The sequence below is a fragment of the Amycolatopsis heterodermiae genome (genome assembly GCF_034929455.1).
Taxonomy (GTDB): domain Bacteria; phylum Actinomycetota; class Actinomycetes; order Mycobacteriales; family Pseudonocardiaceae; genus Amycolatopsis; species Amycolatopsis heterodermiae.
The window spans coordinates 1,060,062-1,075,670 of sequence record NZ_JAYFSI010000001.1 but is presented as its reverse complement, the minus strand read 5'-3'; the positions used below and the strand labels follow the sequence as shown (position 1 = coordinate 1,075,670).

The window sequence follows — 15,609 nt, the reverse complement described above, 5'->3', positions numbered from 1 at the left end:
GGCATTCTGCCGCGCGCGGCTCAGGTGAGCAGGTTCCGGGCCATCGCCGTGGTCACGGCGGCCGTGCGGTCCGACACGCCGAGCTTGCCGAACGTCCGGAGCAGGTGCGTCTTCACCGTCGCCTCGCTGATGTGCAGCGCCCGGCCGATGTCCGCGTTCGTGCCGCCCTTCGCGACCAGGCGCAGGACCTCGACCTCGCGCGCCGACAGCGTCTGCGGTTCCGGGTTGCGGACGCGGTTGACCAGCTTCCCCGCCACCGACGGCGCCAGCACCGTCTCGCCGCGCGACGCCGCGCGGATCGCGTTCGCCAGCTCCGTCCGTGACGCGTCCTTCAGCAGGTAGCCCGACGCGCCGGCCTCGACCGCGCGCAGGATGTCCGCGTCCGTCTCGTACGTCGTGAGCACGACGATCCGCCGCGACGGCTGCTCGCGCAGGATCCGCCTGGTCGCGCCGACGCCGTCGAGGCCGGGCATCCGCAGGTCCATCAGCACGACGTCCGGCTGCGCGACGCGGTCGAGCGCGACGGCTTCGTCCCCGGAGCCCGCTTCGCCGACGACGGTGAGGTCGGGTTCGGCTTCGAGCATGCCGCGCAGCCCTTCGCGGACGACGGGGTGGTCGTCGACGAGCATGATGCGGATCACGCGGGGACCTCCAGGGTCAGTTCGGTGCCGTCGGCGCCGCTGCGGACGCTCAGCGTCCCACCCACCTGTTCCGCGCGGGACCGCATGCCCCGCAGGCCGAACCCGGTGACGCGGTCCGGGTCGAACCCGGCGCCGTCGTCCCGGACGTCCAGCCGGACCGCGTCGTCCACAAGGGACAGCCGGACGAGCACCGCGCCGGCCGTCGCGTGCCGCCGGACGTTGTTCAGCGCCTCCTGCGCTCCGCGCAGCAGGACCACTTCGGCGGCCATGGCCAGCGCGGGCAGGTCACTGTCCACTTCGTACCGGACGGCGAGGCCGGTCTCGTCGCCGAGCCGGTCGGTCAGCCGCCGGACGGCGTCGACGAGGGAGCCGCTGGTGAGGTCGTCCGGCGCGAGCGCGGCGACCATCGTGCGGGCCTCGGCGAGGTTTTCCCGCGCGGTGCGGGCGGCCAGCTCGGCGTGCCGCCGCGCGGCCGCCGGGTCGGTGTCCACTTCGGACTCGATGGCCTGGGCGAGGGTGACGATGCTGGTGAAGCCCTGGGCCAGCGTGTCGTGGATCTCGCGGGCGAGCCGTTCGCGCTCGGCCGCCGTGCCCGCCTCGCGGGAGAGCCGGGAGACCTCGGCCTGGCTCTCCTCCAGCCGGTCGATCAGGTCGGCGCGGGCCCGGCTCTCCTCGATGACGTGCAGGATGAACTTGCCGGACAGCACCCCGAACACGACGAGGATCGCGGTCATCGGCAGCAGGATGTGCAGCACCGGGCCCTCGAGCCCGTCGTTGAGGATCGACGCCGCGGGGCTCAGCAGGATCGCCGCCGTGGTGAGCACCGCGGCCGGGCGGAACTCGAGCGTCATGAACAGCAGCGGGCAGGCCATGAACAGGATGAAGCTGGCCGTGGTGTTCGCGAGCACGGCGACCGCGACCAGGGCCAGCGCCGCGGCGGCGAACGCCCACCGCTGTCGCGCATGCCCGTCGTCCCGGACGATCCGGCGGCCCCAGAGCAGGTACGTCAGCGCGAGCGCGGTGAGCGCCCCCACGGCGACGGTGCTGCGGACGGGGTCGGTCTCGTCCAGCAGCACCAGGACCGTCGTGGCGACGTACGCCACCGCGAAGAGGATCTCCCAGAGCCAGTTGAACCGGTCCCAGGCGTCGCTCACTTCCCGTCGGTCCACCGGAAGCTCAGCCGCGCCAGCACCAGCCCGGCCACGCACCAGATCCCCAGCACCAGCGCCACCCGCGGCAGTTCCCATGAGCCAGCCATCTCCATTCCGACCGCGCCGTCCGGCAGGAACACCGACCGGAAGCCCTGGCAGATCCATTTGAGCGGGAAGAACGACGCGATGTCCACCATGATCTTCGGCAGGTTCGTGATCGGCGTGACGAACACGCCGGAGATGAACTGCAGCACCAGGTAGAGCATCTGCACGACGGCCACCGCGCCGGTGGTGGACCTCGCGAGCGAGCTGAGCGCGATCCCGAGCAGCGTGCAGGACACGATGCCGAGCACGAACACCCACAGCAGCGTCAGCCACTTGTCCGCTTCGGTCGGCAGCTTCAGCCCGAAGAGCAGCATGCTGACGGCGACCATCAGCACGGTCTGGGCCAGGCTGGACACCGCGACCAGCACCATCTTGCCGATGAAGTAGGACGACGACGGCATCGGCGTGCCGCGCAGCCGCTTGAGCGCGCCGGTCTCGCGGTCGGCCGAAACCCCGGTGGCGATGCTGTTGAACGACGTCGAGACGATGCCCGACCCGATCATCCCGGCGGCGAGCAGCTGCCCCGACGTGACGCCTGCCAGCGCGGTGGGACCGTCCAGGATGGACCCGAGCAGGATCATCAGCACGGCGGGCAGGGAGAAGGTGAAGACCACCTGTTCCTTGTGCCGGAAGAACTGCCGCAGCTCGGTGCCGCCGCGGGCCAGGCCCAAGGCGAGTGGGCCGGGGAGGGCGAGGGTGGTCATGCCTTGTCTCCGATCAGGTCCAGGTAGATGTCCTCCAGGCTGGGCCTGGTCACGGTGAGGTTCGCCAGCTCGCGCCCGCCCGCGGAGAGCTGGTTGACGAGCTTGGTCGGGTACGCGGTGCGCTCGGTGTGGTCACCGCGTTCGTCGGTCCAGCGCACGGTGGCCTCGGCACTCGCCCGCCCCCCGAGGTTCTGCGGAGTGTCCTGCGCGACGATCTCCCCGCGCGCGATCACCGCGACCCGGTCGGCGAGCGCCTCGGCTTCGTCGAGGTAGTGGGTGGTGAGCAGGATGGTCGTGCCCTCACCGGCGAGGTCGCTGATGAGCGACCAGAACTGCCGGCGCGCCTCGGGGTCGAAGCCGGTGGTCGGCTCGTCGAGGAAGAGCAGTTCAGGCCGCCCGATGATGCCGAGAGCGACGTCCACCCGCCGCCGCTGCCCACCGGAGAGCGACTTGACCCGGGACTTGGCTTTTTCGGTGAGCCCGACCTTCTCGATCACCTCATCGGGATCCCGCGGGTCGGGGTAGTACTTCGCGAAGTGCCGCACGGTCTCGGCGACGCTCAGCTCAGCCGCGTCGTTGGCGGTCTGCAGCACGATGCCGATCTTGGACCGCCATTCCCGCCCGGCCTTGCCGGGATCTTCCCCGAGCACGGTGACTTCGCCGCTGGTCCGCTGCCGGTGCCCTTCGAGGATCTCGACGGTGGTGGTCTTCCCGGCCCCGTTGGGCCCGAGCAGGGAGAACACCTCACCGGGAGCGATGTCCAGATCAAGGCCGGCCACCGCGAGGTGACCGGGGTACTGCTTGCGCAGGCCGCGCACGCTCACTGCTGTGGTCATGGGTTCAGCTTGACCCTGTGAGGTGTCGATTCCGCCCAACGCGCGGCTGAACCTGGCTGTCAGCCGATCGGTGGACAGGGTTGTCGGCTGGGTTGCTTTGTGGGGCGTCTGAGCTGGGCTTTTGGTCTGGTTCTCGGCTGCGGTTGCGCTGGGGGTCGGTGGGCCGCTCGTGCCGGGTTGGGCGCGAGTGGCCCTTTGGCGCTGTTCTGGTTGCGGCGCGAGTGGCCTCTGGCGCCTTGCCGGGCGCGCGTGGCCCTTTCGCGCCGCCTCTAGGCCCTCGGCGCGAGTGGTCCACTGGTGTCTCTTCCGGCACGAGCGGCCTTTTTGTGCTGGTCCGGCCGCTGCGCGAGTGGCCCGTTCGTGCCGTCTCGACCATGGTGCGAGTGGCCCGTTCGTGCTCTGCGAGGCGCGAATGGTCCTTTGGTGCCGCTCCAGCCCGGCGCGAGCGGTCCATTCGTGCCCGGTCCAGGCGCGAGCGGTCCGTTCGTGCCCAGCCCAGGCGCGAGCGGCCCTTTCGCGCCGCCCCGACCCCGGCACGAACGGCCCGTTCGCGCCGCCCCACACCCGCCCCCAACCCCAAGCCACCCACCCCCGACATCACCGATCCGTAGATCAACCACCGGCGCGCCGCCTTGCCAAGATCGCCATGGTTTCCCGTGGAACCACAAAAACGCTGTCATACAAGGAAAATGCACGAATGACGATCATCCGGTAGCCCCCGCAAGGGTGAACGCCTTGTTGACAAGTTGTCTAACATGACAGAATGCCTCACACGTGGGTGACAGCCAGCGACGGTGTCCGCCTCTCGGTCGAGATCGATGGCCGGGATGACCGGCCCACGGTCGTGCTCGTGCACGGCTATCCCGACAACAGCTCGATGTGGGACGGCGTCAGGGCCGAGCTGCGTGGCAAACACCGCGTCGTCACCTACGACGTTCGTGGGGCCGGACAGTCGGACACGCCGTCAGGACGCTCGTCCTATCGGCTGGACCAGCTGGCCGATGACCTCAAGGCCGTCGTCGACGAGGTGCAGCCGGACGGCAAGGTGCACCTGCTCGCCCACGACTGGGGCTCCATCCAGACCTGGCACGCCGTCACCGGCGACGGGCTGCGCGGGCGCGTCGCGTCCTTCACCTCGATCTCCGGGCCGAGCCTCGACCACGCCGGCGCGTGGTTCCGCGCGCAGCTGAGCCGCCCGTCGCCGAAGAAGGTCAAGAACGCGCTCGCCCAGTTCCTGCACTCCTGGTACATCCTCGCGTTCCAGCTCCCGTTCCTCCCGCCGCTGCTCTGGCGCACCGGCATCATGCCCGCGCAGATCGCCCGGATGGACCCCGGCGCCGCGAAGCCGAGCACCAAGGACGGCGTCAACGGCCTCGAGCTGTACCGCGCGAACATGTTCACCCGGCTGAGCCGTCCGACACCCCGCAGCGCCGACGTTCCGGTGCAGGTGCTGGCCCCGACCGGTGACGCCTTCGTCACGACGCCGCTGCAGACCGAGATCGCCGAATGGGTCCCTGACCTGCGGGTTCGCCGGATCGTCGGGACGCACTGGGTGACCCGCGCCAAGCCGAAGGTCGTCGCCGGTGCCGCCGCCGAGCTGATCGAGTACACCGAAAACGGCGCCGAGAGCCGCGCCCTCCGCAGGGCGAAAGCCGGAACACCACGGTTCGCGCACAAGCTGGTCGTCGTCACCGGCGCGGGCAGCGGCATCGGCCGCGCCACCGCGCTCGCCTTCGCCGACGAGGGGGCCGACGTCGTCATCACCGACATCGATCCGGACGCGGCCGCGGAGACCGTCAAACTCCTGCAGGACAAGGGAGTCGACGCCGCCGAGTACACAGTGGACTCCAGTGACGGCCCCGCCGTGCACCGGTTCGCCGAGCAGGTCAGGGCCGAGCACGGCGTGCCGGACATCGTGGTCAACAACGCCGGGATCGGCATGTCCGGGTCGTTCCTCGACACGTCCGTCGAGGACTGGGAACGCGTCATCGACGTCAACCTCTGGGGTGTCATCCACGGCTGCCGCGCGTTCGCGCCGATGCTCGCCGAGCGGGCCGAGGGCGGGCAGATCGTCAACCTGGCCTCCGCCGCGGCCTACCTGCCGTCGAAGATCCTTTCCGCTTACGCGACAACGAAATCCGCCGTGCTGACGCTGAGCGTCTGCCTGCGCGCCGAGCTGGCTGCGGACCACATCGGCGTCACGGCCGTGTGCCCGGGCATCGTCAAGACCAACATCACCAACACCACGCGGTTCGTCGGAGTGTCCGAAGAGGAGCAACAGCGGCGGCAGAAGGAAAGCTCGAAGCTCTACGCGCGCCGCGGCTTCGGGCCGGAGGGCGTCGCGAAGGACATCCTTCGGGCGGTGGAGAAGGATACGGCGATCGCACCGTCCACTCCGGAGTCGAAGGTCGCGCTGGTCCTTTCGCGACTGACGCCGGGCCTGCTGCGAGCGGCGGCGAAGCTGGACGTCACCCCTTGACCGTCCGCCGGCCGCGGCGGATGTCGCCGCAGGCCCGCCGCGACGACCTGATCCGCGCCGCGCTCGACCTCTTCGGGTCACGGCCGCCGGAACTGGTCACGGTGGACGACATCGTCGCGGCGGCCGAGGTGTCGCGGCCGTTGTTCTACCGCTACTTCCCGAACCTGCGCGAGCTGCAGGTCGAGGCGCTGCGCACGGTCACCGACGGGCTGATCGACGGCCTCGCCGGGCTCGAGGAAGGCCCGCCGGAGGTGCGGCTGCGCGCGGCCGTCCGCGGCCTGATCGACGTCGCGGACAACTACCGCGCGGGCTACATCGCGTTGCTGCGCAGTGGATCCGTGATCGCGACGTCCGAAACGGACGCCGCGGTCGACGCCGTCCGCAACCGCGCGGTCGCCCTGATCCTCGACGCGCTCGACGTCAAGGACCCGTCGCCGTTGCTGCTGCTGACCCTGCGCTGCTGGACGGCGGTCGTCGAAGGCGCGCTGCTGAGCTGGCTGCAGGAACGCAGCGTCGCTCGCGACGAGCTGGACGGCTGGCTCGTCGGCCAGCTCACCGCGATGCTCGCCGCCACCGAAGCGCACGAGCGGGGCTGACCCCGCGTCAGCCCCGCTCGCGCCGGTCGAAGCCGGTCAGTGCTTGGTGACCAGTTCCCAGCCTTCGACGTCTTCCGGCGTGCGCGGCGCCGGGCCGACGTACTTGGCCGACGGCCGCACCAGGCGTCCGGTCCGCTTCTGCTCCAGGATGTGCGCGGCCCAGCCGGCGGTGCGCGCCGAGCTGAACATCGACGGCATCATGTGCGGCGGGACCTGCGCGAAGTCCAGGATCACGGCGGCCCAGAACTCGACGTTCGTCTCGATCGGGTGATCCGGACGCCGCTCGCGCAGCTCCTTCAGCGCGGCCTGCTCCAGCGCCGCGGCGACCTCGTAGCGCTCGGCGCCCAGCTCCTGGCAGGTGCGCCGCAGCACGCGGGCCCGCGGGTCCTCCGCGCGGTAGACGCGGTGGCCGAAGCCCATCAGCCGTTCCTTGCGGTCGAGGATGCCCTTGACCAGGCCGGCGGCGTCGTCGGTCCGTTCGACCTCTTCGATCATCGGCAGCACGCGCGCCGGGGCGCCGCCGTGCAGCGGGCCGGACATCGCGCCGATCGCGCCGGACATGGCCGCCGCGACGTCGGCGCCGGTCGAGGCGATGACACGGGCGGTGAAGGTCGACGCGTTGAGGCCGTGCTCGGCGGCCGACACCCAGTAGGCGTCCAGCGCCCGGACGTGGGCCGGGTCCGGCTCGCCGCGCCAGCGGACCAGGAAGCGCTCGGTGATCGACTGGGCCTCGTCGACGCGGGCCTGCGGGACGGCCGGCTGGCCGATGCCGCGAGCCGACTGCGCGACGTACGACAGGGCCATCACCGAGGCGCGGGCCAGCTGCTCACGGGCCTCTTCGTCGGTGATGTCGAGCAGCGGGCGGTAGCCCCAGATCGGCGCCAGCATGGCCAGCGCGGCCTGGACGTCGACCCGGACGTCGCCGGTGTGCACCGGCAGCGGGAACGGCTCGGCCGGCGGGAGGCCGTGGCCGAACCGGCCGTCCACGAGAAGGCCCCACACGTCGCCGAAGGTCACCTTTCCGGCGAGGTCTTCGATGTCGACGCCGCGGTAGCGCAGCGCACCGCCGTCCCGGTCGGGTTCGGCGATTTCGGTGTGGAAGGCGACAACGCCTTCCAGACCCGGTCGGAAGCCGTCGTCGGGTTGGCCGGACGGCTGTGGCTTGCTGATCGTGGAGGTAGTCACTGTTTCGCGAAACCTTTCGGTGCGCTTTCTTCCCCGGCTGGTCGCGCTGACGGGATACGCACGGAAAGCGCGCGCACCATCGCACGGATGGATAGACCTTGCTCCCTCGATCGCCGGGGGGCAATCGAAAGATGCGGTGGTTTCGGTCACGATTACGAGAACGATTCAGTCACGGAGGACGTCCGGCCGGAGAATTTTCGCCACCGACTGTGACGAAGCCCAGGTAAATCCTGTGTTTCCGAACCGGGCGCCGCCGTGGTCCGGGTGATAGACCTAGCTGATGCACCTCAGCCCTCAGGAGCGCGACAAGCTGCTGATCCACGTGGCGGCGGACGTCGCGCGGAAGCGGCTGGACCGCGGGGTCCGGCTCAACTACCCGGAGGCGGTCGCGCTGATCACCGATCACGTGCTCGAAGGCGCCCGCGACGGCCGCACGGTCAGCGAGCTCGTCGCCAGCGGCCGGAGCGTGCTCGGCCGGGCCCAGGTCCTCGACGGCGTGCCGGAGATGGTCGACTCCGTGCAGGTCGAGGCCACTTTCCCGGACGGCACGAAGCTCGTCACCGTGCACGACCCGATCGTCTGAGGGGGACCTCGATGCGTCCAGGCGAGATCATCCCCGGCGACGAGCCGGTGGAGCTGAACCCGGGCCGCGAGCGCGTCCGGCTGCTCGTGCGCAACCTCGGCGACCGGCCGGTGCAGGTCGGCTCGCACTACCACTTCGCGGCCGTGAACCCGGGCCTCGAGTTCGACCGTGACGCCGCCCGCGGGCACCGGCTCGACGTCCCGGCCGGCACGTCGGTGCGCTTCGAACCGGGCGTCGAACGTGAGGTGGATCTCGTCCCGCTGGCCGGCGCGCGTCGCGTGCCCGGGCTGCGATCCGAATTCTCCGGGGAGTTCTGAATGCCGCAGATCGACCGCGAGCGCTACGCGGAACTGTTCGGGCCGACCACCGGCGACCGGATCCGGCTCGCCGACACCGACCTCCTGATCGAGGTCACCGAGGACCGCTCGATGGGTCCCGGTGGCTCCGGCGACGAGGTCCTCTTCGGCGGCGGCAAGGTCATCCGCGAGTCGATGGGCCAGGGCACGGCGACCCGCGCCGAGGGCGCGCCGGACCTGATCATCACCGGCGCCGTCATCCTCGACCACTGGGGTGTCGTCAAGGCGGACGTCGGCGTGCGGGACGGCCGGATCGTCGGGATCGGCAAGGCCGGCAACCCGGACACGATGGACGGCGTCGACCCGGCGCTGGTGATCGGCCCGTCGACGGAAGTGCTGTCCGGCAACGGGAAGATCCTCACCGCGGGCGGCATCGACTGCCACGTCCACTTCATCTGCCCGCAGCTCGTCGACACCGCGCTGGCCGCCGGACTGACCACTTTGGTCGGTGGCGGCACCGGGCCGAACGAAGGCACGAAGGCCACGACCGTGACGCCCGGCGCGTGGAACCTCGGCCGGATGCTGTCCGCCATGGACGGTTACCCGGTGAACGTCCTGTTGCTGGGCAAGGGGAACACCGTCCGGCACGAGGCGCTGCGGGAGCAGCTCGCCGCCGGTGCGGGCGGGTTCAAGCTGCACGAGGACTGGGGCACCACACCCGCGGCGATCGACGCCTGCCTGACCGTGGCCGACGAAGCCGGCGTCCAGGTGGCCATCCACACGGACACGCTGAACGAGGCCGGGTTCCTGGAGTCCACTGTGGACGCCATTGGCGGCCGCTCGATCAACGCGTACCACACCGAAGGGGCCGGCGGCGGGCACGCGCCGGACATCATCCAGGTCGTCTCGCTGCCGAACATCCTGCCGTCGTCGACCAACCCGACCCGGCCGCACACCGCGAACACCCTCGACGAGCACCTCGACATGCTGGTCGTCTGCCACCACCTCAACCCGTCGGTGCCCGAGGACCTCGCGTTCGCCGAAAGCCGGATCCGGCCGACGACCATCGCGGCCGAAGACGTCCTGCACGACATGGGCGCGATCTCGATGATGAGCTCGGACTCGCAGGCGATGGGCCGGATCGGCGAGGTGATCATCCGGACCTGGCAGACCGCGCACGTGATGAAACGGCGCCGCGGCGCCCTGCCGGGCGACGGCGCGGCCGACAACCTGCGCGCCCGTCGTTACGTCGCCAAGTACACGATCAACCCGGCCATCGCGCACGGCATGGAGACCGAGATCGGCTCGGTCGAGGTCGGCAAGCTGGCCGACCTGGTGCTGTGGGAGCCGAAGTTCTTCGGTGTCCGCCCGCACGTGGTGCTCAAGGGCGGTTTCCCGGCGTGGGCGGCGATGGGCGACGCGAACGCGTCCATCCCGACGCCGCAGCCGGTCATGGCCCGGCCGATGTTCGGCGCCAACATCGGCGCGGCGCTGAGCCTGCACTTCGTCGCGCCGTCCGCTTTGGACAGTGGGTTGCGGGAGACCTTCGGCATCACGCGGCCGCTGGTCGCGGTGTCGAACATGCGCGCGCGGACCAAGGCGGACATGGTGCTCAACGACACGACGCCGGACGTCCGGGTCGAGCCGGACAGCTTCGCGGTGCACGTCGACGGCGAGCTGATCGAGCCGCAGCCGGTGACCGAACTGCCGATGGCCCAACGGTACTTCTTGTTCTGATGGACCTTTCGGCACTCATCCTCGCGGACTCGCGCTTCCCCGGCGGCGGGCACGTCCACAGTGGCGGGCTGGAAGAAGCCGTCGCGCGCAAGCTGATCCGGTCCGTGCCGGATCTTCCGGGATTCCTTTCCGGACGGTTGCGGACGGCGGGCTTGCTGGCGGCGGTTTTCGCGGCGGCGTCGGCACATGCGGCCGCGCGTTCCGTCGCGAGTGGGCACTGGGCCCGGCTGGACGCCGAGCTGGACGCGCGGACGCCGTCGCTCGCGCAGCGCGAGGCGTCGCGGGCGCAGGGCCGGGGGACCGCGCGGGCCGGGCGGATCTCCTGGCCGTCACCGGTGCTTTCTTCGCTGCTGACGGAAACTCCGCGGCCGCACCATCCGATCGTGCTGGGTGCCCTGGTCGGCGTCGCGGGCGGTTCGCCGCACGACGCCGCGATGGCTGTCGCGTACCTGGCGGTCAGTGGTCCGGCGAGTGCGGCGGTGCGGTTGCTGGGGCTGGACCCGTTCGCCGTCAACGCCGTCGTCGCGCGGCTCGACCTGCGGTCGGTGTGCGAGACCGCGGCGGCCGTCGCGGGGGACGATCCCGCGTCGCTGCCGTCACCCGGGTCGCCCGGGTTGGATCTGTTCGCCGAGGCGCACGCCCGGCATCACCAGGAAGAGGTGCGTCTCTTTGCCAGCTGAACACGGTCATGGACACGGTCACGTTCACGAGGTCAACTTCGACCCGACGGCCGCCGAGCCCGACCACTACGACGCGGCGCCGACGGCCGGGCGCGCGTACCGGATCGGCATCGGCGGCCCGGTCGGCTCGGGCAAGACGGCGCTGACCGCGGCGCTGTGCCGGGCGCTGGGCGACGAAGTGAACCTCGCCGTCGTCACCAACGACATCTACACCACCGAGGACGCGGATTTCCTGCGCCGCGCGGGAGTGCTCGACCCGGAGCGGATCGAGGCGGTGCAGACCGGCGCGTGCCCGCACACGGCGATCCGCGACGACATCACCGCGAACCTCGACGCCGTCGAGCGCCTGGAGGAGAAGTTCCCGGGGCTGGACCTGGTGATCATCGAGAGCGGCGGCGACAACCTCACGGCGGTGTTCAGCCGCGGGCTGGCCGACAGCCAGGTGTTCGTGGTCGACGTCGCGGGCGGCGACAAGGTGCCGCGCAAGGGCGGCCCCGGCGTCACGACGGCGGACCTGCTGGTGATCAACAAGATCGACATCGCCCACCTGGTCGGCGCGGACATGAACGTGATGACGTCGGACGCCCACCGGATGCGCGGCGAGCTCCCGGTGATCACGCAGTCCCTTGTGGACACTCCGGACGCGCCGGCGGTGGCCGACTGGGTCCGGTCGCTGCTCCCGGTCCGCGCCGGGTGAAGGCCCACGCCCGGCTGACCGCGTGCTTCGACGGGTCGCGGACGGTGTTGCGGGAGCTGCGCTCGATGGCCCCGCTGACGCTGTTCCCGCGCCGCGGCGGTGGCCGGACGGCGGTGGTCCACCTGGTCAACTCGGCGACGTCCCCCTTGGGCGGCGACGACCTCCTCCTGACGATCCACGTCGGCCCGGGAGCGTCGCTGCGGCTCTCGGGCGTCGCGGCTACGCTGGCCCTGCCCGGCCTGCACGGCGAAGGCTCGCTGTCCACAGTGGACATCTCGGTGGCGGAGGGCGGTTCGCTGGAGTACCTCCCGGAGCCGACGGTCATCACGGCCCGGGCCCGGCACACGGCCGTCTTTCAGGCGTCGCTGGCGGACGACGCCTACCTGCACACGCGCGAGGTCCTGGTGCTGGGCCGCGCGAACGAGAAGCCGGGCACGCTCACGACGTCCCAGCAGGTCACGCGCGGCGCGGTGCCGGTACTGCGCCAGACGCTGACGATCGGCGACCCGGCGCTGGACGCCGGCCTGGCCCACCTGGCGGGCCGCCGGGTCCTGGCCACGGACCTGGTGATCGGCGGCCCGGCGCTTCCGGCGGCCTCGGGCGAGTGGTGGTCCCGCACGCCCCTCGCCGCGGGCGGCACCCTGACGACTTCACTGGCCCCGGACGCGGTCACGGCGCTGGCGCCCCTGCCGTGAGAAGCGCCCTGAGGGGAGTTAAAGGCCACGGGGGTGCCCCTCAGGGCTTTCGGGTGCTGGCTGTGTCGGGGTCTCGTGCGAGCCCACGGCTCACGAGCGCGGAGGCGGCAGGCAGAAGTGCGGGCGGCGGCGTTGGCCTCGGGAGCCGAGTGCTGCCGCGTCGCGGTCCCGTGCGAGCGCGGGGTCGGCAGCGCGGAAGGTCCTGGGTGCAGCGGGCCTCGGCAGTGGCCGCCCCTCATGGCTTTCGGGTGCCGCGGTCGCGGGCGAGCGCGGCAATCGCGAGCGCAGGGTCGGCAGGCAGAATTGCGGGCCTCGGCGGTGGCCGACCGAGGGAAGTCGAACCTGACCGCTCGCCGGGGAAGGCCCCCTGCGCCGTCCCCGGCGAGCGGAAGTTGTCGAACGTCAACACGCGGAAGCGTTTGCGTGAGCGGGATGCGCTTGTTCTCGATACCGTGCGCCGGCGGGTTCGGCGATCGAATCCGCGGAAGCCTTTGGTAATGACGATTTTCACAAGTTACTCACCCGGGTAGGATCTGGCAATCCCTCGGAAGGAGGAGAGAATCGGTGGCTCGCACGTACGGCGGGGTCGCGCCCGAGCAACGTCGTGCCGACCGTCGTCAGCGGCTGCTCGTGGCCGGCCTCGAGCTGTTCACCTCCACCGGTTTCCGGCACACCAAGATCACCGAGATGTGCGCGCGGGCGGGGGTGTCGACGCGGAACTTCTACGAGGAGTTCACGAGCAAGGAGGACGTGCTCCGCACCCTCCACGACCAGATCAACAGCCTGGCGCTCGCGCACGTCACCGCGGAGCTCGACAAGGTCGCCGACGCCGACGCGCTCACCCGCATCTCGAAGCTGCTGGACGTCTTCATCGCGACGGTCACCGTCGATCCCCGGATGCCGCGCCTCAACTACGTGGAGGCGGTCGGTGTCAGCCCCGAGCTCGAGGCGCAGCACCAGGTGTGGGTCGACCGCTGGGCGAACTTCATCGCCGCCGAGGCGACCCGCGCCGCGGAGCACGGGGTCGCGCCCGTGCGTGACTACCGGCTGACGGCGATCGCGCTGGTCGGGGCGGGTACCGGGCTGCTGCGCGAATGGCAGGCGCACGACCCGCCGCTGCCGGTCGAAGAGATCGGCGCGGAGTTCCGCGCGATGATGCTTTCGGCCATCATGCGGCCGGTGAAAATCTTGGACATCGAGGGCAACCGCGGCGCCTCCTCCGACGTTGAAGAGTCGAGCCGGGAGGGGGGTCCGGGGGGAACCCGGCCAACGTGAAGGCCCGCTCACCTGCTGCGGACGCAGGTGAGCGGGCCTTCTCGGACTTTACGCCTGGCGCGGCGTCGGCATCCCCAGCGAAACGGGGCCCGTCTCCTGGCACAGGTCGTGGCAGCTGTTGTCGAGCGTGCAGCACAGCGAGCAGATCGGCCCGCTCTGCTTGGCGCAGTCGGCGACGTCCGGCAGTTCGTACGGATCACCGCAGACCGAGCAGGTGTACGTCGCCAGCAGGTCGACGTCCTGCTCCGGCCCGGACACGGTGTTCGACCGGGCCAGGTAGTACTTCCCGCGCGTCACGACCGCCAGCGTCGGCACCAGAACGATCGCGATGAGCAGCGCCAGCAACGGGCTGAACGCCGCCAGGAACGGCCCGAAGGCCCCGAAGTACGCTGCGATCGACACCGCCGAGGCGACGAGCATCGAGCCGAACCCGACCGGGTTGATCTTGTGCAGGTAGGCCCGCTTGAACTCGATGTACTTCGGCGAGAGCCCGAGCGGCTTCGCGATCACCAGGTCCGCGCACACCGCGCCGATCCAGGCGATCGCGACGTTCGAGTAGAAGCCCAGGATCTTGTTCAGGAACCCGAACGCGCCGAACTCCATCAGCGCGAGCGCGATCCCGCAGTTCACCAGCACGTACCAGACGCGGCCCGGGTGCTTGTGCAGCACGCGGGAGAAGAAGTTCGCGAACGACAGCGAGCCCGAGTACGCGTTGGTCGTGTTGATCTTGATCTGCGAGACGACGACGAACAGCGCGGCGAACGTCAGGGCGACCGGCCCGAGAGCCGGTTTCACCGCCTCGACGTACGGCGCGATCGGTTCGAGCGCGGCCGTCTTGCCGACGACGCCGAGCGCGAGGAACGCCAGGAGCGCGCCCCCGATCTGCTTCGCCGCCCCGAGGATCACCCAGCCGGGCCCGGCGGCGAGCACGGCGGTCCACCAGGCTCGCTTGTTCTCCGCCGTCTTCTCCGGCATGAACCGCAGGTAGTCGGCCTGCTCGCCGATCTGCCCGATCAGCGACAGCGCGACGCCCATGCCGAAGCCGAACCCGATCGCGGAGAACCCGGACCCGGCACCTTCCGTACCGCCGAAGGCCGCGAAGTCGGCGAAGCGGCCCGGCTCGCGGACCAGCACCACGATGAACGGCAGCACCAGGCCGGCGAGCCACAGCGGCTGCGTCCAGGTCTGCATCTTCGCCACCGCGCCCATGCCGTAGAGCGCGAACGGCAGCACGATCAGCGTGGCGAGCAGGTAGCCGACGGCCAGCGGGATGCCGAGGGCCAGCTCGAAGGCCTGGCCCATGATCGAGCCTTCGAGCGAGAAGAAGATGACCGTGAAGCTCGCGTAGACGAGCGAAGTGAGCGTTGACCCGAAGTAGCCGAAGCCGGCTCCGCGGGTCAGGAGGTCCATGTCCACTCCGGACTTCGCGCAGGCGGCCGCGATGGGCACGCCGGTCGTGAAGATGACGACGGCGGCGGCGAGGATCGCCAGCACCCCGGAGGTGAAGCCGTAGGAGAGCACGATGCTGGCGCCGATCGCGAAGTCGGCGAGGTAGGCGATGCCGCCCAGCGCCGTCGTCGCGACCACGAACGGTGACCATTTCCGGAACGAATGGGCGGCGAAGCGCAGTGAGTAGTCCTCGCGGTTCTCATTCGCCGCGAGTGGTGCGTACTGGCGTTGCGGTGGGACCGTTTCGGGAGTGCCTTCTGGGGCGTTCGACAGGATCTCGGTCATGCCTGCCTCCGGGGTGGTGGGGAACGGGCCGAAAGATAGCCGCGTCCTTTATCGATCCCGGTCCAGGAGGTAACGCGGGCGTAAATGCATGCTGACGGGCGGTTACGGCTGGATGGCGGCGAAGTCGTGTCGGGAGTCACCGTTCAGTGGGTTCCGCTGCAGCTCGCGAGGCCCTAACGTCACCTGGACCCAAGTGTCAGGGCCCCGACCGGGTA

The 15,609-nt window shown here is 70.6% G+C and carries 15 protein-coding genes; 9 read left to right on the top strand and 6 right to left on the bottom strand.

Annotated elements, in window-relative coordinates; all coding sequences use genetic code 11:
• Positions 1-20 precede the first annotated feature (20 nt).
• The 4 genes from VA596_RS05255 to VA596_RS05240 are packed head-to-tail and all read right to left on the bottom strand — an operon-like array spanning position 21 to position 3,437.
• Positions 21-641 carry a response regulator transcription factor gene (locus VA596_RS05255; protein ID WP_323324164.1) on the bottom strand — a complete coding sequence of 207 codons (621 nt, stop codon included), beginning with the start codon at positions 639-641 and terminating at the stop codon, positions 21-23.
• Positions 638-1,795, bottom strand: a complete 1,158-nt coding sequence (locus tag VA596_RS05250) for a sensor histidine kinase (RefSeq protein ID WP_323324162.1) — start codon at positions 1,793-1,795, stop codon at positions 638-640. Before VA596_RS05250 ends, VA596_RS05255 begins: the two co-directional genes overlap by 4 nt.
• The gene (locus VA596_RS05245) at positions 1,792-2,601 is read right to left on the bottom strand and encodes an ABC transporter permease (protein WP_323324160.1); all 810 of its coding nucleotides are present in this window, start codon (positions 2,599-2,601) and stop codon (positions 1,792-1,794) included. The genes VA596_RS05250 and VA596_RS05245 overlap by 4 nt, the downstream gene beginning before the upstream one ends.
• Positions 2,598-3,437: an ABC transporter ATP-binding protein gene (locus VA596_RS05240; RefSeq protein WP_323324158.1), complete on the bottom strand. Its 840-nt coding sequence runs from the start codon at positions 3,435-3,437 to the stop codon at positions 2,598-2,600. Before VA596_RS05240 ends, VA596_RS05245 begins: the two co-directional genes overlap by 4 nt.
• A 778-nt stretch (positions 3,438-4,215) precedes the next feature.
• Here VA596_RS05240 and VA596_RS05235 point away from each other — a divergent pair.
• Both VA596_RS05235 and VA596_RS05230 read left to right on the top strand, forming a co-directional pair.
• A complete protein-coding gene (locus VA596_RS05235; protein ID WP_323325659.1) occupies positions 4,216-5,916 on the top strand; it encodes an SDR family oxidoreductase in 1,701 nt (566 codons plus the stop codon).
• A gap of 20 nt (positions 5,917-5,936) precedes the next feature.
• The gene (locus tag VA596_RS05230) at positions 5,937-6,512 is read left to right on the top strand and encodes a TetR/AcrR family transcriptional regulator (RefSeq protein ID WP_323325657.1); all 576 of its coding nucleotides are present in this window, start codon (positions 5,937-5,939) and stop codon (positions 6,510-6,512) included.
• Between the two features lie 36 nt (positions 6,513-6,548).
• Here VA596_RS05230 and VA596_RS05225 read toward each other — a convergent pair whose 3' ends face one another.
• Positions 6,549-7,697: a citrate synthase 2 gene (locus VA596_RS05225; protein ID WP_323324156.1), complete on the bottom strand. Its 1,149-nt coding sequence runs from the start codon at positions 7,695-7,697 to the stop codon at positions 6,549-6,551.
• Between the two features lie 280 nt (positions 7,698-7,977).
• Between VA596_RS05225 and VA596_RS05220 the strand changes: the two genes are divergently transcribed.
• The 7 genes from VA596_RS05220 to VA596_RS05190 all read left to right on the top strand — a co-directional run bounded on the left by VA596_RS05220 (position 7,978) and on the right by VA596_RS05190 (position 13,660).
• Positions 7,978-8,280 (top strand): urease subunit gamma, encoded by a 303-nt coding sequence (locus VA596_RS05220; RefSeq protein ID WP_323324154.1) that lies wholly within the window; start codon positions 7,978-7,980, stop codon positions 8,278-8,280.
• Between the two features lie 11 nt (positions 8,281-8,291).
• Positions 8,292-8,597 (top strand): urease subunit beta, encoded by a 306-nt coding sequence (locus VA596_RS05215; protein WP_323324152.1) that lies wholly within the window; start codon positions 8,292-8,294, stop codon positions 8,595-8,597.
• Positions 8,598-10,313, top strand: a complete 1,716-nt coding sequence (locus VA596_RS05210; protein ID WP_323324150.1) for an urease subunit alpha — start codon at positions 8,598-8,600, stop codon at positions 10,311-10,313.
• Positions 10,313-10,993, top strand: coding sequence for an urease accessory protein UreF (locus VA596_RS05205; protein ID WP_323324148.1), 681 nt, complete (start codon positions 10,313-10,315; stop codon positions 10,991-10,993). Before VA596_RS05210 ends, VA596_RS05205 begins: the two co-directional genes overlap by 1 nt.
• On the top strand, positions 10,983-11,690 hold the full coding sequence (gene ureG / locus VA596_RS05200; protein ID WP_323324146.1) for an urease accessory protein UreG: 708 nt from the start codon (positions 10,983-10,985) through the stop codon (positions 11,688-11,690). The genes VA596_RS05205 and ureG overlap by 11 nt, the downstream gene beginning before the upstream one ends.
• Entirely contained in the window at positions 11,687-12,385 is a 699-nt protein-coding gene (locus VA596_RS05195; RefSeq protein WP_323324144.1) for an urease accessory protein UreD, read from the top strand. Before ureG ends, VA596_RS05195 begins: the two co-directional genes overlap by 4 nt.
• A 564-nt stretch (positions 12,386-12,949) precedes the next feature.
• Complete coding sequence (locus VA596_RS05190; RefSeq protein WP_323324142.1) at positions 12,950-13,660, top strand: TetR/AcrR family transcriptional regulator; 711 nt, start codon at positions 12,950-12,952, stop codon at positions 13,658-13,660.
• Positions 13,661-13,708: 48 nt separating this feature from the next.
• On the opposite strand, the gene VA596_RS05185 is transcribed toward VA596_RS05190, so the two are convergent.
• Complete coding sequence (locus VA596_RS05185; RefSeq protein WP_323324140.1) at positions 13,709-15,394, bottom strand: purine-cytosine permease family protein; 1,686 nt, start codon at positions 15,392-15,394, stop codon at positions 13,709-13,711.
• Positions 15,395-15,609: the final 215 nt, after the last annotated feature.